The sequence below is a fragment of the Rhizobium sp. P1_C7 genome (assembly GCF_056406295.1).
The window spans coordinates 156,842-173,128 of the sequence record NZ_JBFUAL010000007.1 but is presented as its reverse complement, the minus strand read 5'-3'; the positions used below and the strand labels follow the sequence as shown (position 1 = coordinate 173,128).

Sequence of the window (16,287 nt, the reverse complement as noted above, 5' to 3'; positions counted from 1 at the left end):
CCAGATAAGGAGGCATGCGAGGCTCGTAAAGCGCGCGATTCGAAAAGCGTCATGCAGCAGTAAAAAACGATCGGCTCAGGCGGACAGCTCGTCAGCCTTGCGGACAGGCTGCCGCAGCGCCTTGAGAGCGGCCTGCACAAAGCCCTCGCGCGCGTCTGCGGCTTCCACCCCGCGCGGTTCGTAAACGTGCCGATGCAGGAAGAAGGCCGTCAACCGGAAGGCGGCAGCAAGACTTTCGAAATCAGCGGCCTGACTTTGCTCCGTGATCAGAAATCGCGGCAGGGCGAACATCTTGTCAGCCCATGGCGCGCCTGCGGCACGGCTCACCGCACGGCCGGACTTCGGCGAAACATAGGCAAGATCGGAACGGGTGCCAGTTGCCGCGCATTCGCGGAGATCAAGGCCAAAGCCAAGATCGTTCAACACAGCCAGCTCGAAGCGGACGAACAACTCGCCCGCGTCGACGGGATTGTGCAGATTTTCCAGAATGATTTCGAGCGCTTCGAAGAGATGGGGATGCGGATCGCGCTCGGGCAACAGCCGCAGCAATGCCCCCATTGCCTGTACGCCATAGACCGCGGTTGCCGTCTCCATCAGCTGGGCTGCACGCAATCTGACCGGTTCGACACGGAATTCCCCGAGATGCTCGTCGAGGCGCGCGCGCCAGGTAACCTCCACTTCGTTGCCTGGCTGTAGAACAGGCTGCATCGTGCGCGAACGGCCCGACCGGACCATTCCGAGATGTCGTCCCCGCCCAGGTGTCATCACCTCGACGATGACAGTCGTCTCGCCATGGCGTTTCACCCCCAAAATGATCGCCCGATCCTGCCATTGCATCGCAAAATAAACCTCACGCCAGCGAACCTATCCTAACGCAAGACGACGGGCCTGTCATGGAAGGCGACTACACTTCGGACAGTGAAAGCCGCCGAAGAAACTCTCGCATCGCTGTTTCGTCAAACGGCTTGACCAAAAGCGGCGTGTCTTGCAGATCCTGCGGAAAATCAAGCGTGTCCGAATAACCGCTGACAAAGCCGAAGGGAATATCGACGCTCACGAGATGGCGGGCGAAGTCGAAGCTCATCACGTCCCCGAGGTTGACGTCCAGCAACGCAAAATCATAGCGATCAGCCGCGACTGCCTCCATTGCCTGATGGATGCTGTTGCAGATGCTGATCGTCTCGACGCCGACGGTGCGCAGAATATCTTCCGCCTCCATAGCGATGATCAAGCTGTCCTCAAGGACCAGAACACGCCTCGCGCTCATGATCGGCACGACCTCCGCCGGGCGCCGCTTTCGGCGCGCCTCGCACACTTCACCCGCATTTTTACCTCTTACGCGCCACGGCTCGTTGGTCGAACAGCCCATGCTATCCTTGCTTGCATAGCCGTTTTTTCCCTCTCGGTCGATAAGAAGCAAAACCGGAGAAAAAATGGCACGACCATGACCTTATGTTCCAATTCTTCGAATTGCATTTAAAAAAGACATAGAGATAGGGCAGTTCACAGGAACGGGCGCGGCTTTCCATCCAGTCCCTCCCAGCCCGCAATCGCCATGAGCGCATCGCCATCGAGCACCTCGCAGGCCCGCTCCTGCCACCGGATCAATCGACGAACGGCAAGCTTTTTCAATGTCTTGTTGGTATGAACGATCGACAGGCCGAGCGTGTCCGCAATGTGTTGCTGGGTTATAGGAATGGCGCTGTGGTCGCTGAAAAGCTTCAGCTGTTTGCCCCGCTGAAACAGGAAAGCAATGAGATATGCGGCTCTCTCCAACGCCGTGCGGCGACCTATGCTAAGAAGGTGTTCGTCGAGCATCCGCTCCTCCTGCGCCGCAATCCAGGTGATGTCGAAGGCGAGCGAGGGATGCTTGTTGTATAGTGTCATCAGCTTGTCGCGTTCGAAGACACAGAGCGAGACGGGCGACAGCGCTTCGACCGAGTGCTGCATCTCCCCCATGATCGTCCCTTGCAGTCCAATCAGGTCACCCGGCATCAGATAATTCAGGATCTGCCGCCGGCCGTCCTCCAGCGTCTTGTAGCGAAAGCCCCACCCCGAGAGAACCGTGAACAAATGCGCGCTGTGAGCGCCTTCCACCAGGATTGTGGCGCCGGCATCCGCCGCCAGCTCACCTTTTTTGAACTTGGAGACGAATTCGAGTTCGTCGCTGGCAAACTCCCTGAATTGCGGCAACGTCCGTAATGGACACTGTTCGCACGGTGTCTTGAATGAATGCGTCGGTCGACTTGTCGCCATGCGTGCCCCGGCAGCCCGAAAGGCGGCGTCTCGATATCAAGACGCCGCCTCCTAAAACACGCTGCGTGGCAGTTCGTTCCCGCGTACCCAGCATTTTATCGTGAAATGACGCGCCTACCCGACTAACGCAAACGGATTGTGGTCACGAGCGTGGGAAATCCAGCCCCATTTCACGGAATCGTTCGGGATCGTCGCCCCAATTTTCGCGGACCTTGACGAACAAGAAAAGGTGAACCGGCTGTTCGAGAATTTCCGCCAACTCTTTTCTTGACGCGGTGGAAATCGCCTTGATCGTTTCACCGCCCTTGCCCAAGGCGATCTTCTTCTGGCTGTCGCGCTCGACGTAGATCACCTGTTCTATGCGAACCGATCCGTCCTTGCGCTCTTCCCATTTTTCCGTCTCGACGTGCGACGAATAGGGAAGCTCCTGATGCAGACGCAGAAACAGCTTTTCGCGGGTGATTTCGGCGGCAAGCTGACGCATCGGAAGATCGGAGATCTGGTCTTCCGGATAGTACCACGGTCCCTCTGGCAGGGTTTTCGCCAGATAGTCCATCACGTCATCGCAACCAGAGCCGTTCTCAGCCGAGATCATGAATGTCTGATCGAATGCAATCTTCTCGTTGGCCGCCGAGGCTAATGCCAGGAGATCCTCGCGCTTGACACGATCGATTTTGTTGAGGGCGAGGATCTTGCGCTGGGGGACGTCCTTGAGACCCTCGAGGATCGCATCGGCGTCGCCGCGCAGGCCGCGCTCGCTGTCGATCAGCAGCATGATCACGTCGGCATCCTTGGCGCCACCCCAGGCGGAGGTCACCATTGCACGATCGAGCCGGCGACGTGGCTTGAAGATGCCTGGCGTGTCCATGAACACAATCTGCGCGTTGTTGTGGATCGCAATGCCGCGGACGACCGCCCGGGTCGTCTGCACCTTGTGGCTGACGATCGACACCTTCGCACCGACCAGGCGGTTTAGCAGCGTCGACTTGCCGGCATTTGTAGGCCCGATTAGGGCAACGAAGCCCGAATGCGTCGGACCAGCAGGTTCTGCGGCGCTATCCGCGATGTCGTGTTCTTCGGTCATTGTTCCTGTCAATTTCCGGCAGACGATTTCTGCCAAATGCCTTCGCGTTCAAGCATCTTCGTGGCGGCGACCTGCTCGGCGGCGCGCTTGGATCGCTCGACGCCCGTTTCCGGCTGAACGCCGGCAACCTCGACCGTCACCTTGAAACGCGGATCATGATCCGGTCCGGTGCGTTCTTCAACCCGGTAGGTTGGCGTCACGGCGAATTTGGCGTGCGCCCATTCCTGCAATTCGGTCTTCGCGTCGCGCCGTGCGCCGTCCGCTCGGGCCGCCCTCTTTTCCCAGTACTTCAGGATAAAGCTCCGCGCGACTTCCAAACCACCATCGAGATAGACTGCGGCGATCAGGCTTTCGACAACGTCGGCGCGAACATTCATCATGCGCTTACCGGTCAACTTCTTCACGTCCGCGCCAGTCCGGATGAAAAGATGCAGTCCAAGTTCATCGGCGACTTCTGCACAGGTGTCCGCACTGACCAACTGGTTCAGCCGGACGGAAAGCTCGCCTTCCGTGGCCACGCCGAATGTGCGGAAGAGCAATTCCGCCACACAGAGGCCGAGCACGCGGTCGCCAAGAAACTCCAGCCGCTCGTAGTTGCCGCCTTTTTGCGTGCGGGCGCTGGCGTGAGTCAGTGCGCGGTCAAGGCGTTCTTTCTCGGTGAACTCATGACCGATAAGGGCTTCCAGCCTTGTCCGGTCCAACGCCGAGAGCGACTGCGCCTTGCTCATTCAACGCCCTTGAAAAGGCGATCCCAACGCATATTGGCCGGCCACTTCCAGATTTCACGGAACGACGTGTCGTTGCCGAGCGAGAAGAAGATGACGCTGGCGCGGCCGACCAGGTTCTCGGCAGGAACGAAACCGACATCGAAGCGGCTATCGAGAGAATTGTCGCGGTTGTCGCCCATCATGAAGTAGTGGCCCTCAGGCACGATGAACTCGCGGGTGTTGTCGCCGCGCGAAACAGGTGACTGGTCAAGCGTGTCGTACGTCACACCGTTGTCCAGCGTCTCGCGGAACACGGGCACGTCCTGGCCCGGATCCTGCGCGTAATCGGAATTGAACGTCCCGTCCGGCACCTTCGGAACAGGCTTGCCGTTGACATGGAGCACGCCTTCGGTCACCTGAATGTGATCGCCCGGAAGACCTACGAGACGCTTGATGTAATCAACCTCGGGATTCGGCGGGAAGCGGAAGACAACGATGTCGCCACGGTTCGGTTCGCTTGCAAATATGCGCCCGGTGAACAGGTTCGGCGAGAACGGCAGCGAATACTTGGAATACCCGTAGGCGAACTTGTTGACGAAGATGTAGTCGCCGACAAGCAACGTCGGCATCATCGAGCCAGAAGGGATCGTGAAAGGCTGGAATAGGACCGTGCGAATGACCATTGCCAAAATCAACGCCTGGACGATGACCTTGATGTTTTCCCAGAGGGCGTTGGGCTTGGTTTCAACTTTTTCGGACACGCAGATCTATTCCTTCAGGGCACCTTTTCGGGCGCAGCACTTGTTTGGTTCTCTGTAGCGGCTTCAGCCGATTGCGGCAATGGCGCGATCACTAAAAGCGACGACTCGCCGCCGCTTCAGGCACTTGCCGGTAGCGCTTCGATGATGACGAAGGCCTGTGCAAGGGGATAATCATCAGTAATTGTCAAATGAATGGCGGCACGATGGCCTTCCGGCAGCATGGAGTTCAGTATATCGGCCGCACCACCTGTGAGCTTCATGGTCGGCTTGCCGCTCGGCAGGTTGACTACGCCCATGTCCTTCCAGAAGACGCCCTGCGCAATACCCGTGCCCAGCGCCTTGGAGCAGGCCTCCTTGGCCGCGAAGCGCTTGGCATAGGATGCCGCTCGATTGGCGCGACGATCTGATTTCGCCCGCTCGATCTCCGTGAAGCATCGCGTGGTAAAGCGTTCGCCGAATCGTTCGAGCGATTTTTCGACACGACGGATATCGATCAGGTCGCTGCCAAGGCCGATGATCATACTGTTTCCTGCATGGGGCTGGAGAGGCGCAGGCGCGCGCGCTCCAACAGGTGAGCGCGGCGTCGGCTCTGGAAGCCTTTCACGGTGTAGAACGTCGCAAAATAGAGGACTACGGAGCTCACCAACGCCGGAGGGATGGAGCCGATCAGCATCGGCTCAAGGACGGGGCGCCAAAGTTGAGTGAAATGAAGCTCATGCAATAGGGCCGCCAGGTCCAAGGAATGCCCCTGCAGAGTGTCCTTCCGGCTGAGGAGGAGGTGACCTATCTCCCAGGTCGTACCCCATATGAAGGGATAGGTCAGCGGATTGCCAAACGCCGCACAGCCAAGGGCTGCGGCGACCATGTTTCCGGAGAACAGATAGCTCAGAACAAAGGCCATGATGAAGTGTACGCCGATGAACGGGGTCCAGGAAACGAATATCCCGGCCGCCACTCCCATGGCAACAGCGTGCGGAGACGCCCGCAGCCGCAAGACACGCATCACAAGATAGCGGGGCGGTCGCATGAAGCCCTTACGTGGCCAAAGCAACTCTCGCAACTTTTCAGGAAATCCGGCAGGTTTTCGACGTCGAAACAACATGGCGCGTATGTAGTGCAACCCGCACCGGCATGACAAGAGCGTCAAACCACCTCGGTCACTATTTGATTGGCATCGACCGGGCACTCACCAGGGGCGCGATATGCGAAACGCCCCTTTTACTCTTCCAGTATAAATCGGGTATTAGCGACTGCGGAACAGACCCCGGTCAACCTGACGCTGGCGATACTCGAGATCAATACGGTCAAACGAGCCGTTCAGGTATGCCAATTCGCGTTCTTCTGCACTCGGAGCGCGCAGAGCACGGGCGAACTTCTTGATCGGTTTAAACATTTGCTTGCCTCATCTTCGTTTCATTTCGTGATAACCAGAAGATAGGCGCTGTCGTTGGTGATTACCAACGCTCTTACACTCCGTCAGGCATGCATCACATGCATACCTAGCCTTTTATCTGCGCGATTTCGGTCATGAAACGATCACAAAATGTGCAAGTGGAGACAAAACCCGCTCTTCAAGCCTATTCGTAAAGACGACGCACCGTCGCTACGCAATCCAGATCGGCCAGCTGCGCAAGCAACTGATTGAGCTGACGGAGATCCCAGACCTCGACGTCGAGGGTCATCTCCGTGAAGTCGGTCGCAACGCGGACCGTATTGAGCACCCGAATGTTCACGTCGACGCCAGCCACGGTCTGCGCAAGTTTGGCAAGCGTGCCGGGCTCATTCAGTGCATTGATCATTATGCGCGCCATGAAGCGGGACTTGTTTGCCTCGTCCAGATCCCAGCGGACATCGATCCAGCGGTCCGGCTGCTCGTCGAAGCGCTGTAATATCGGCGACTGGATCGGGTAGATCGTGATGCTCTTTCCGTCGTTCGTCGCGGTCATGATCCCGACGATACGATCGCCCGGGACAGCGCCGGTGGGCGCGAACTGCACATCCACACTGCTCGATATGCCGCGGATCGGAACGGCATCTGCATCGATGGCTGCCTCGATCTCCGTCGGCGCCCCCTCACCGGGTTTCGACTTGCCGGGGATCTTGAAAATCATGCCGGACGCGCTGCGAACGTTGAACCAGCCGTCATCGCCGGTCGGTTTGGCGGTCACCCGCTCCTCTTGGTGATCGGGATACACGGCGCGCAAGACATCGAGCGACGACATTTCGCCGCGACCGACTGCCGCGATCGCATCCTCGACATCCTTCTGGCCTAGACGGTGAAGGGCAGGCTTCATTGCCTCGCGGGAGAATATCTTGCCGGCGCGGTCGAACGTCCGCTCGAGGATACGGTGGCCCAGCCCCGCATATTGCTTTCGGATCGCCATGCGCGTGGCGCGGCGGATGGCAGCGCGGGCTTTACCGGTGACGACGATCTCTTCCCAAGCCGCAGGCGGCACCTGCACGCCCGAACGAATGATCTCCACCTCGTCGCCGTTTGCTAGCCGGGTCACCAAAGGCATGATGCGGCCGTTGATCTTTGCACCGACCGTCGTGTCGCCAATGTTGGTGTGGACCGCATAGGCGAAATCGATCGGTGTCGCACCTCGCGGCAGAGCGATCAGCTTGCCCTTCGGCGTGAAACAGAAGACCTGATCCTGGAAAAGCTCGAGCTTGGTGTGCTCCAGAAATTCTTCGGGGCTGTCGCCTTCGGCCAGCGCCTCGATCGTGTGCCGCAGCCACGAATAAGCATTGGACTCGCGCGACAGAATATCGCCGTCGGCGTTGGATGCACCGTCCTTGTACAGCGTATGCGCGGCAATGCCGAACTCGGCGATCTCATGCATTCGCTTGGTGCGGATCTGCAACTCGATGCGCTGGCTCGACGGTCCGACGATGGTCGTGTGCAGCGAGCGGTAGTCGTTTTGCTTCGGCGTCGAGATGTAGTCCTTGAAGCGTCCCGGCACGACGCGCCACCGCGTGTGGACGATGCCGAGCGCGCGATAGCAGGCGGGAATGTCGTCGACAATGATTCGGAAACCGTAGACATCGGACAGCTGCTCGAAGGACAGCGACTTCGACTGCATCTTGCGGAAAACGGAGTAAGGCTTCTTCTGCCGCCCCTTCACGTAGACATTCGTCAGGCCGCTGGCGACCAGGAGATCGCGCAGTTCGGTCTCGATCTTCTTCACAAGCCCTTCGTTGCGCCGCGACAGCTCTTCAAGGCGCTTGGTGACGGTCTCGTAGGCTTCTGGATTGATGTGCCGGAAGGAGAGGTCCTCCAGCTCCTCGCGCATATCCTGCATACCCATGCGGCCGGCCAGCGGCGCGTAGATATCCATCGTCTCCTCGGAAATGCGTGCGCGCTTTTCCGGCGACATGTGATCAAGCGTGCGCATGTTGTGAAGACGGTCGGCCAGCTTCACCAGAAGGACCCGGACGTCGTCGGAGATGGCGAGCAGCAGCTTGCGCAGGTTCTCTGCCTGCTTGGCTTTCTTGGTGACCAGATCGAGCTTCTTGATCTTCGTCAGACCCTCGACGAGCCGACCGATATCCTCCCCGAAAAGCTCGTCGATTTCGGCGCGCGTTGCCGTGGTGTCTTCGATTGTATCGTGAAGCAGGGCCACAGCGATCGTCGACTCATCGAGATGCATGTCCGTGAGTATGGCTGCAACTTCGAGTGGGTGGGAAATGTAGGGATCGCCGCTGGCGCGCTTCTGCTGCCCATGCTTCTGCATTGCATAGACATAGGCTTTGTTCAGCAGTGCTTCGTTGGCATCGGGCTTGTATTGCTGAACCCGCTCCACGAGCTCGTACTGCCGCATCATCCCGAAACCACTCCATTACAAAAGAAAAGCGCGCCAATCGCAGATTGGCGCACACGATAATCAATCATATGCCGAAGCATTAATGTTGCAAGATTGACGATTGGTAACCGTCGCTCTCTTAGTAATCGTCGCTCTTCTCGGGGGGCACGAGACCTTCGATGCCAGCCAAAAGCTCTTCTTCCGACATCTGGTCGAAGGTGACGGTCTCCGGAACGTCGTCCTGCTCTTCGCCTTCGGCACCAGCAACGGCGCCGGCGGCGATGAGGCTTGCAGGATCGGGCTCGGGCTCATCCACTTCGACATGCTTCTGCAGCGAATGGATCAGATCTTCCTTCAGGTCGTCCGGCGACAGCATCTCGTCGGCGATCTCGCGGAGTGCAACGACAGGATTCTTGTCATTGTCGCGATCGATAGTGATCGAAGCGCCTTGTGAAATCAGCCGGGCGCGGTGGCTGGCAAGCAGAACCAGCTCGAAGCGGTTCTCAACTTTGTCGATGCAATCTTCAACTGTGACACGGGCCATTGCCTGTCCTTTGCGGTCATGGATCTCGGGATTAGCACCGCGATACAATTAAAACCGGGCAAATTCAAGTTTTTCGTGAAACTCCCATTCGACGGCGCGATGAAGCTTGCAATTTTAGAGATAATGCGGGGATTTCCACCAGTAGTTGCTTGGAATATCCCGATTCGTGCCCTAGATCTTTCTTATATGAATAGTTCATAAATTAAGAATTGTTCCGGCCTCTCAGGTAACTCGTTGTTTTTACGGGTTTTTGGCTATGGCAATTTAGATTTCTCAAGCGGATTGGTAAGGAATGTTTGACCCACGCGAAAAAATTGCTCTTTTCATCGATGGCGCCAATCTCTACGCCGCATCCAAAAGCCTAGGCTTCGATATCGACTACCGAAAACTTCTAAAGGCATTTCAGAAGCGCGGATATCTGCTGCGCGCCTATTATTACACTGCGCTGATCGAGGATCAGGAATATTCGTCCATTCGCCCGCTGATCGACTGGCTCGATTACAACGGCTACAAGGTCGTCACCAAGCCCGCCAAGGAATTCACGGATTCCATGGGCCGACGCAAGATCAAGGGCAACATGGACATCGAGCTCGCGATCGACGCCATGGAGCAGTCGGAAACCGTCGATCATCTGGTGATCTTCTCAGGCGACGGCGACTTCACGACACTCGTAGAAGCCCTGCAGCGACGAGGCCGAAAGGTCTCGATCATTTCAACGATGGCAACGCAGCCGCCGATGATTGCCGACGATCTTCGACGTCAGGCGGACCATTTCATCGATCTGTTGTCGCTGAAGAGTGAAATCGGCCGGGATCCTTCGGAGCGGACGCCACGGCCGAGCGAAACGGCGGCAGCGACAAGCGATTTTGAGGCCTAGGACAACCCAGGATTGTCGTGGCCGTCTCCGAGACGGCATTCCCGACCGCAGGCTTGCGATCAGCCGTTGTCCTTGAGCAGCCGGCTCTTCTGCCGGTTCCAATCGCGCTCCTTCTCAGACTGGCGCTTGTCGTGAAGCTTCTTGCCCTTGGCGAGCGCCAATTCCATCTTCGCGCGACCGCGATCATTGAAGTAGATCTTCAATGGGATCAGCGTCATGCCTTCGCGGTTGATACCGACGCGCAACCGGTTGATCTCCCTTCCCGTCAACAGAAGCTTGCGTCGACGGCGGGGTTCGTGGTTGAAGCGGTTCGCCTGCAGATATTCCGGCAGATAGGAATTGATCAGCCAGATCTCGCCGCCTTCGTCAGACGCATAGGATTCGGCAATGTTCGCCTTGCCCTCGCGCAGCGACTTGACCTCGGTACCCATGAGAACGATCCCGGCTTCATAGGTGTCGATGATCTCGTAGTTGTACCGGGCCTTGCGGTTTTCGGCCACAACCTTGTTCACGACGCGCTGGCTGCCTTTGGGGGCCATGACGAAATTCCAATCCTACGGGCGCGAAAGTCGCGCCCTCATTTCTTGCACGTATGTAGGAGAACGGCCCGTTCTTGTGAAGAGGCGCGTTCAATTGCTCAGTTCAGCAAGCCGGCATGACGCATGGCCGCATCCAGAGCAGCCTCAGTGCCGGGCTCAAGCGTGGGGATCAGCGGCGAGCGCACGTTGCGGCTCATCCGGCCGAGCTTCGAAAGACCGTACTTCGCACCACAGAGGCCAGGTTCCAGGAAAATTGCCTTGTGCAACGGCATGAGGCGATCCTGATACTCCAGAGCCTTTGCATAGTCGCCGCCAAGCGTCGCGGCCTGGAATTCGGCACAGAGGCGCGGCGCAACATTCGCCGTCACGGAGATGCAGCCGACGCCGCCATGGGCGTTGAATCCGAGAGCCGTTGCATCCTCGCCCGACAATTGCCGGAAATCCTTCCCGCAGGCGATGCGCTGCTCGGAGACGCGTTCGATCCTGCCGGTGGCATCCTTGACACCGACGATGTTCGCATGCGCCTTGGCGAGCGCGCCCATGGTCTCGGGGGTCATGTCGACAACCGAGCGGCCGGGAATATTATAGATATAGATCGGCAGCTTCACGGCTTCGGCGACCGCTGAGAAGTGGGCAAAGAGACCCTTCTGCGTCGGCTTATTATAGTAGGGGGTAACAACGAGAACGGCATCCGCGCCCGCCTTTTCGGCGTGCTGGGCGAGTTCGACGGCTTCGCGCGTGTTGTTCGACCCGGCTCCGGCCATAACCGGGACGCGCTTTGTCGCGGCTTCGATGCAAAGCTCCACAACCCGTTTGTGCTCGGCGTGAGACAGTGTCGGAGACTCGCCGGTCGTGCCAACCGGAACAAGACCGCGGCTACCTTCCTTGATCTGCCAATCGACATGAGCGGCGAACGCCGCTTCATCGACCTGTCCGGCATCTGTGAAGGGCGTGACGAGTGCGGGAATGGATCCCTGGAACATGCAGAACTCCTTGCGACCGCAATCCATGCTTCGGCCGCATTCCTTGAATATGAGGAGCGCACCATAGTGCGGCGAAAACGCTGCGACAAGCGCGTAGAGGTCGGTTTGGGGCAAATTCCGATAGCAAATGTGAACGAATTTTAACCGCTTCGGTAAGGTTTCGTTAATATGCGTCCGACCAAATGGAAGGACGTGTTTCCATTGAGAGTACCGGTATGAAGAGAGCTGTTCTGATCCTCTCCGCCCTCGGCTTGACGGTCGCCGCTTGGAGCAGCGTCGCCTCGCCGCTTCCGGGCGAGGACATTCCGGTGCCCGATGTAAAGCCGATCGGCTTCCTGCCGCAAACGTCGATGCCGGAATCGATCATGACCGGCGCCATTCCGCGAAGCCAGACGGTTGCTCCTGTCAGCGACGACCTCAAAGCCGGCCTCGACGCGCTTTCCGCCAAGGACCCAATGCAGGCATTGGCCATTCGCGACAGCATGCGCCCGGGAACTCTGGATCGACATATCGTGACCTGGGCGATCGCCGTGTCCGGTCAGAAAGGCGTTCCCTCCGTTGAAATCGCCGCCGCCGCACAGGAACTTCAGGGCTGGCCCGGCCTTGCGAAACTGCGCGCCTATTCCGAACGCGCACTTTCCGACGAGAACCCGGCCCCCGACGCCGTGCTGAGCGCCTTCGGCGAGACGGCGCCCGAGACAACAGCCGGCGCAATGATCTTATCCCGCGCGCTTGTCGCAACCGGCAAGCAGAGCCAGGCGGCCAAATACATCCGCAAGGTTTGGCGCGGCGATGGCCTGGACAAGCCGACAGAGGACAGGATCTTGGCCGAATTTTCCGGCCTGCTCACCGTCGCCGATCACCAGGCGCGGATGGAGTATCTTATGTACCGCAACCGCTCCGCTCAGGCGAAACGCTTCGGCGATCTCGGCCAGGCGCAGTCGCTCTACAAAGCCTGGGATGCGGTGATCACCAAGGCGCCGAACGCCGGAGTGCTCCTGGGCTCCGTCGACGGAAAATGGAACGGCGATCCGGGTTATCTGTTCGCGCGCATAGAGTTTCTGCGCAAGCAGGAGAAATACGGGGAAGCGGCAAAGCTGCTGCAGCAGATGCCGCGCGACCGCGACGAACTGGTCAATGCCGGCGAATGGTGGAATGAACAGCGGATCGTCAGTCGCGGGCTGGTGGACCAAGGCGACTTCAAGGCGGCCTACCGCATCGTCGCCAACTATGCCGCGACGACGCCGACCGACATCGTCGAGGCGGAATTCCACGCCGGTTGGTATGCGCTTCGCGGATTGCAGGACGCAAAGACCGCCCAAAGCCACTTCAGGAAGATTCTCGACTTCTCCAATGGGCCTATTTCAGTTTCACGCGCGTGGTATTGGATGGGTCGCTCAACAGAAGCTGGCGCGCCCGGCAAATCGGGTGAGTTCTACGCCAAGGCAGCAAGCTTTCCGACCACCTTCTACGGTCAACTGGCCGGCGAGAAACTGGGCCGCAAGGCGCTGAACGTCAGCTACCCCGCCCCGACGCAAGCCGACCGCCAGCGTTATCAATCAAGGGAAGCCGTGCAGGCAATCGCGCGCCTGGAAGCTGCCGGCCACGGCTGGCGGGCGAACGGCCTCTATCTCGCTCTCGCGGACCAGATGCAGAGCCCGGGCGAGCTGGCGATTCTTAGCGCGCAAGCCGAGCGCACCCGCGATCACCACCTTTCGCTGCAGATCGGCAAGACCGCTTATGCCCGCGGCATCGATGTGGCCGCCCTCGCCTTTCCGCTTGGCGTCATTCCTGGGAATGCGAACATTTCGGGCTCCGGCAAGGCACTTGCCTACGCGATAGCGCGGCAGGAAAGTGCTTTCAACCCAACTGCGGTCTCCATTGCGGATGCCAGGGGTCTGCTACAAATCCTGCCGGGGACTGCCAGGGCCGTCGCCAAACGGCACAACATCACCTATTCGGAGGACAAGTTGACGGGGGATGCGGGTTATAACGCCACGCTTGGCGCACATTATCTCGGCGAGCAGATCGACGCGTTCGGCGGCTCCTACATCATGACCTTCATCGCCTACAATGCAGGACCGAGGCGGGTGCCGGAATGGCTCGAGCGTTATGGCGACCCACGCGGCAAGTCGATCGACGCCGTCATCGACTGGATCGAACGCATCCCCTTCCCGGAAACGCGCAACTACGTCCAGCGCGTCATGGAGAACTACGAAGTCTACAAGGCCCGACTCGGCCAGCCTGCCGACATCGAACGAGACCTGATCGGCGGACGCTCTTCCTGAGCCGTTTGCCAACTGCGTGGAGAGCGCTAGTGTTTCTTCGGGACAACGAGGAAGGCATGCATGGACACCACCAATCGGGACTTTATCGGACGGACCTATCGTTCTGACGACGGACTAACACTTCATCTTCGGGACTACGATCCGCAGGTGTCGCGTGCGCGGGGGCTACTGCCGGTCATTTGCCTGCCAGGCCTGACCCGCAACAGCCGGGACTTCCACCAGCTTGCGGTGCTGCTCTCGCAGGATGCAGTCGCGCCGCGCCGCGTCATCGCCCTCGACTATCGCGGGCGTGGATTATCCAACCGAGACGAGGAAAAGGCGAACTACAATCTCCGTGTCGAAGCCCAGGATGTACTGACAGCATGCGTGCACCTCGGCATCGACAAAGCTGTCTTCATAGGCACCTCACGCGGTGGTTTGATCCTTCATTTTCTTATCGAGATGGAGCCGGATCTGGTCGCAGGCGTCATTTTCAACGACATCGGGCCCGAGATAGAGGCTGAAGGCCTGATACAGATCCGCGACGACCTCAACGGTGCGGCTGGCCCGAATGATTGGAGTGACGCGGCCGCCATGCTCAAAGCACGTCACGCCTCCCGCTTCCCGGCCCTTGATGACCGTGACTGGGACGAGATGGCGGTTGCCATCTACCGCGAGGTGGACGGCAGACCGAGGGCCGACGTTGATCCGGCCATCGCCGAACAGTTGATGTCGATCGACTTCGGCAAACCGCTCCCCACACTATGGCGGCACTACGACGCGTTTGCGGACTGCCCGCTGATGGTGATCAGAGGGGAGAACTCGGCGCTGCTTGCCGAAAAGGCCGTGGCGGCTATGGCCGCGCGCCATCCGCAGCTCAGCGTGGTTTCGGCGCCCGGCCAGGGCCATCCGCCGTTGCTGCATATCGAGCCGGTGCTTCAGCGCATCAGGTCATTTCTGGCTGACCTCTAGCGTCTCTTCAGCTGCACTGTCGTCAACGCAACACAAAAAAGCCCGGCTCGAGAGCCGGGCTTTCCCGATTTGACCGAAGTCAGATCAGATTAGAATGCACGCTGCAGACGGAAGTAGCCAGAGAAGCTATCGTCGTCATCCGACGCGCTCGTGTGATCCTGATACTGCAGCGACGCCTTGGCGTAGAAGTTTTCTACGATCTGGTAGTCAACCGTCAGACCAGCCTTCCAGATGTCAACATCCGAGAAGTCCGTCGTGTTCGTAACGCCGCTTACGTTGGCGTCGTTGCTGCCGTAGCCACCATTGCGGATGTTGTCGAAGTACTGAACACCAGGCGTCAGGGTCAGCTTGTCGGTCGCCTTGATTGCGTATTCAGCAGCGATCGTCCACTCAGACTCTTCGTAGTAGGCGTTCGGGCCGCTTGCCCAAGCAGCAGCGAGGCCGAAGGTGCCGGGGCCGAAGGCAACAGTGCCCATGGCGCGGATCGCACCTTCTTCAGTGTCGGTGTCGTAGCCACCGATCAACTGATAGGTGAATGCGCCGGCCTTGCCGCCGAGACCAGCAGCGATACCAACGTTGTTGCGGGTTTCGCCGAGACCGAACGAACCATCAGCGTTTTCGACCAAACGAGTTCCGTGGATCGAATCTTCCAGCTCGTCAACAGACAGACCAGCATAGAAATCGCCGCTCTCATACTGATAACGGATCGAGTTATGCAGGGTCGAACCGCTGGCCAGGTTGTCGGTTTCGCCGCTCAGACCATCGTCCCACCAGCTGTAGAACAGACCAGCGCGGAAGCCAGCAATGTCCAGGTAAGCCGAGTCGAGGATCGTTTCCTGGTCGCTTGCATTGTTCGCATTGGCCTGCAGGACGATTACGCCAGTGAGCGGACCATATTCGGTGTCGCTCTTCGACGTGAACTGAACCTGACCGCGGGTCTTTGCGTTCCAGTCCGAAGTGCCGGACAGATGATCGCCGCCGTCAACCTGGAAACGGATGTAACCTTCGATCTTCAGGCAGGTTTCCGTGCCCGGGATGTAGAAGTAGCCAGTGCCGTAAGCGTCGCAGACGCGGACGTATTCAACTGGTTCCGGCTCGGCAGCAACGATAGCGTCAGCAGCCTGAGCACCGGAAACTACTGCGAGAGCAGCAGCGGAGCCGAGAAGTAGGCTCTTGATGTTCATATTGACCTCCAATTCAAAGTTTCGATCGGGTCTGGGTTTTTCGCCGTTAGAGCAGCGTTCCCTGCCCCATCCCCATGTTTCAAGAAGTCGGACGATCAACCGCCCTCGCTTCCGAAGTTGAAAATACAAGACCGGGACTGTCACGCAATCACCAACTTGCCCGTTTGGGGTATTTGCGACAGCCTTACGTATGCGCTGTTGCTGAAAGGTCACAAATGCGGCATCCGCCCCTGCTGTTTCTTTATACTCTGTTAAGAAAGTGCTGAATTTGCGGGTATTTACCAACATCCGCCCCCCTGCACATCCAGGA

17 protein-coding genes are annotated in these 16,287 nt (G+C 58.7%); 3 read left to right on the top strand and 14 right to left on the bottom strand.

Features of this window, described 5'->3' with window-relative positions:
* Positions 1–75 precede the first annotated feature (75 nt).
* From recO to rpoZ, 11 genes are all read right to left on the bottom strand, one after another.
* The gene (gene recO, locus AC1D2R_RS13300) at positions 76–837 is read right to left on the bottom strand and encodes a DNA repair protein RecO (protein WP_477967743.1); all 762 of its coding nucleotides are present in this window, start codon (positions 835–837) and stop codon (positions 76–78) included.
* Positions 838–904: 67 nt separating this feature from the next.
* Positions 905–1,369 (bottom strand): response regulator, encoded by a 465-nt coding sequence (locus tag AC1D2R_RS13295; protein WP_477967742.1) that lies wholly within the window; start codon positions 1,367–1,369, stop codon positions 905–907.
* A gap of 134 nt (positions 1,370–1,503) precedes the next feature.
* Positions 1,504–2,256, bottom strand: a complete 753-nt coding sequence (locus tag AC1D2R_RS13290; RefSeq protein ID WP_477967741.1) for a Crp/Fnr family transcriptional regulator — start codon at positions 2,254–2,256, stop codon at positions 1,504–1,506.
* Between the two features lie 142 nt (positions 2,257–2,398).
* On the bottom strand, positions 2,399–3,340 hold the full coding sequence (gene era / locus AC1D2R_RS13285; RefSeq protein WP_477967740.1) for a GTPase Era: 942 nt from the start codon (positions 3,338–3,340) through the stop codon (positions 2,399–2,401).
* An 8-nt stretch (positions 3,341–3,348) separates the two neighbouring features.
* Positions 3,349–4,068, bottom strand: coding sequence for a ribonuclease III (rnc, locus tag AC1D2R_RS13280; RefSeq protein ID WP_477967739.1), 720 nt, complete (start codon positions 4,066–4,068; stop codon positions 3,349–3,351).
* A complete protein-coding gene (gene lepB / locus AC1D2R_RS13275) occupies positions 4,065–4,808 on the bottom strand; it encodes a signal peptidase I (protein ID WP_477967738.1) in 744 nt (247 codons plus the stop codon). The genes rnc and lepB overlap by 4 nt, the downstream gene beginning before the upstream one ends.
* 116 nt (positions 4,809–4,924) lie before the next feature.
* The gene (gene acpS / locus AC1D2R_RS13270; RefSeq protein ID WP_477967737.1) at positions 4,925–5,329 is read right to left on the bottom strand and encodes a holo-ACP synthase; all 405 of its coding nucleotides are present in this window, start codon (positions 5,327–5,329) and stop codon (positions 4,925–4,927) included.
* A complete protein-coding gene (locus AC1D2R_RS13265) occupies positions 5,326–5,910 on the bottom strand; it encodes a DUF2062 domain-containing protein (protein WP_477967736.1) in 585 nt (194 codons plus the stop codon). Before AC1D2R_RS13265 ends, acpS begins: the two co-directional genes overlap by 4 nt.
* A gap of 141 nt (positions 5,911–6,051) precedes the next feature.
* On the bottom strand, positions 6,052–6,201 hold the full coding sequence (locus AC1D2R_RS13260; RefSeq protein WP_080725546.1) for a DUF3563 family protein: 150 nt from the start codon (positions 6,199–6,201) through the stop codon (positions 6,052–6,054).
* Positions 6,202–6,385: 184 nt separating this feature from the next.
* Complete coding sequence (locus AC1D2R_RS13255) at positions 6,386–8,632, bottom strand: RelA/SpoT family protein (protein ID WP_477967735.1); 2,247 nt, start codon at positions 8,630–8,632, stop codon at positions 6,386–6,388.
* A 118-nt stretch (positions 8,633–8,750) separates the two neighbouring features.
* The gene (rpoZ, locus tag AC1D2R_RS13250; RefSeq protein ID WP_477967734.1) at positions 8,751–9,155 is read right to left on the bottom strand and encodes a DNA-directed RNA polymerase subunit omega; all 405 of its coding nucleotides are present in this window, start codon (positions 9,153–9,155) and stop codon (positions 8,751–8,753) included.
* Positions 9,156–9,447: 292 nt separating this feature from the next.
* On the opposite strand from rpoZ, the gene AC1D2R_RS13245 reads away from it, so the two are divergent.
* The gene (locus tag AC1D2R_RS13245; protein ID WP_477967733.1) at positions 9,448–10,032 is read left to right on the top strand and encodes a LabA-like NYN domain-containing protein; all 585 of its coding nucleotides are present in this window, start codon (positions 9,448–9,450) and stop codon (positions 10,030–10,032) included.
* A gap of 59 nt (positions 10,033–10,091) precedes the next feature.
* On the opposite strand, the gene smpB is transcribed toward AC1D2R_RS13245, so the two are convergent.
* Both smpB and dapA read right to left on the bottom strand, forming a co-directional pair.
* Entirely contained in the window at positions 10,092–10,571 is a 480-nt protein-coding gene (gene smpB, locus AC1D2R_RS13240; RefSeq protein WP_477967732.1) for an SsrA-binding protein SmpB, read from the bottom strand.
* 98 nt (positions 10,572–10,669) lie between these two features.
* Positions 10,670–11,554, bottom strand: a complete 885-nt coding sequence (gene dapA / locus AC1D2R_RS13235) for a 4-hydroxy-tetrahydrodipicolinate synthase (RefSeq protein WP_477967731.1) — start codon at positions 11,552–11,554, stop codon at positions 10,670–10,672.
* Positions 11,555–11,769: 215 nt separating this feature from the next.
* Between dapA and AC1D2R_RS13230 the strand changes: the two genes are divergently transcribed.
* Both AC1D2R_RS13230 and AC1D2R_RS13225 read left to right on the top strand, forming a co-directional pair.
* Positions 11,770–13,842 (top strand): lytic transglycosylase domain-containing protein, encoded by a 2,073-nt coding sequence (locus AC1D2R_RS13230; protein ID WP_477967730.1) that lies wholly within the window; start codon positions 11,770–11,772, stop codon positions 13,840–13,842.
* 60 nt (positions 13,843–13,902) lie between these two features.
* Positions 13,903–14,793, top strand: a complete 891-nt coding sequence (locus AC1D2R_RS13225; RefSeq protein WP_477967729.1) for an alpha/beta fold hydrolase — start codon at positions 13,903–13,905, stop codon at positions 14,791–14,793.
* Positions 14,794–14,882: 89 nt separating this feature from the next.
* On the opposite strand, the gene AC1D2R_RS13220 is transcribed toward AC1D2R_RS13225, so the two are convergent.
* Positions 14,883–15,977 (bottom strand): porin, encoded by a 1,095-nt coding sequence (locus tag AC1D2R_RS13220; RefSeq protein ID WP_477967728.1) that lies wholly within the window; start codon positions 15,975–15,977, stop codon positions 14,883–14,885.
* Positions 15,978–16,287: the final 310 nt, after the last annotated feature.

What these genes read in the sequence shown, in the direction of transcription:
- AC1D2R_RS13260 (WP_080725546.1), bottom strand. Translation starts at nt 6,201, where the DNA reads ATGTTTAAACCGATCAAGAAGTTCGCCCGTGCTCTGCGCGCTCCGAGT.
- rnc (WP_477967739.1), bottom strand. Translation starts at nt 4,068, where the DNA reads ATGAGCAAGGCGCAGTCGCTCTCGGCGTTGGACCGGACAAGGCTGGAA.
- smpB (WP_477967732.1), bottom strand. Translation starts at nt 10,571, where the DNA reads ATGGCCCCCAAAGGCAGCCAGCGCGTCGTGAACAAGGTTGTGGCCGAA.
- AC1D2R_RS13230 (WP_477967730.1), top strand. Translation starts at nt 11,770, where the DNA reads ATGAAGAGAGCTGTTCTGATCCTCTCCGCCCTCGGCTTGACGGTCGCC.
- era (WP_477967740.1), bottom strand. Translation starts at nt 3,340, where the DNA reads ATGACCGAAGAACACGACATCGCGGATAGCGCCGCAGAACCTGCTGGT.
- AC1D2R_RS13255 (WP_477967735.1), bottom strand. Translation starts at nt 8,632, where the DNA reads ATGATGCGGCAGTACGAGCTCGTGGAGCGGGTTCAGCAATACAAGCCC.
- AC1D2R_RS13295 (WP_477967742.1), bottom strand. Translation starts at nt 1,369, where the DNA reads ATGGGCTGTTCGACCAACGAGCCGTGGCGCGTAAGAGGTAAAAATGCG.
- dapA (WP_477967731.1), bottom strand. Translation starts at nt 11,554, where the DNA reads ATGTTCCAGGGATCCATTCCCGCACTCGTCACGCCCTTCACAGATGCC.
- rpoZ (WP_477967734.1), bottom strand. Translation starts at nt 9,155, where the DNA reads ATGGCCCGTGTCACAGTTGAAGATTGCATCGACAAAGTTGAGAACCGC.
- AC1D2R_RS13265 (WP_477967736.1), bottom strand. Translation starts at nt 5,910, where the DNA reads ATGTTGTTTCGACGTCGAAAACCTGCCGGATTTCCTGAAAAGTTGCGA.
- recO (WP_477967743.1), bottom strand. Translation starts at nt 837, where the DNA reads ATGCAATGGCAGGATCGGGCGATCATTTTGGGGGTGAAACGCCATGGC.
- AC1D2R_RS13220 (WP_477967728.1), bottom strand. Translation starts at nt 15,977, where the DNA reads ATGAACATCAAGAGCCTACTTCTCGGCTCCGCTGCTGCTCTCGCAGTA.
- AC1D2R_RS13245 (WP_477967733.1), top strand. Translation starts at nt 9,448, where the DNA reads ATGTTTGACCCACGCGAAAAAATTGCTCTTTTCATCGATGGCGCCAAT.
- acpS (WP_477967737.1), bottom strand. Translation starts at nt 5,329, where the DNA reads ATGATCATCGGCCTTGGCAGCGACCTGATCGATATCCGTCGTGTCGAA.
- AC1D2R_RS13290 (WP_477967741.1), bottom strand. Translation starts at nt 2,256, where the DNA reads ATGGCGACAAGTCGACCGACGCATTCATTCAAGACACCGTGCGAACAG.
- AC1D2R_RS13225 (WP_477967729.1), top strand. Translation starts at nt 13,903, where the DNA reads ATGGACACCACCAATCGGGACTTTATCGGACGGACCTATCGTTCTGAC.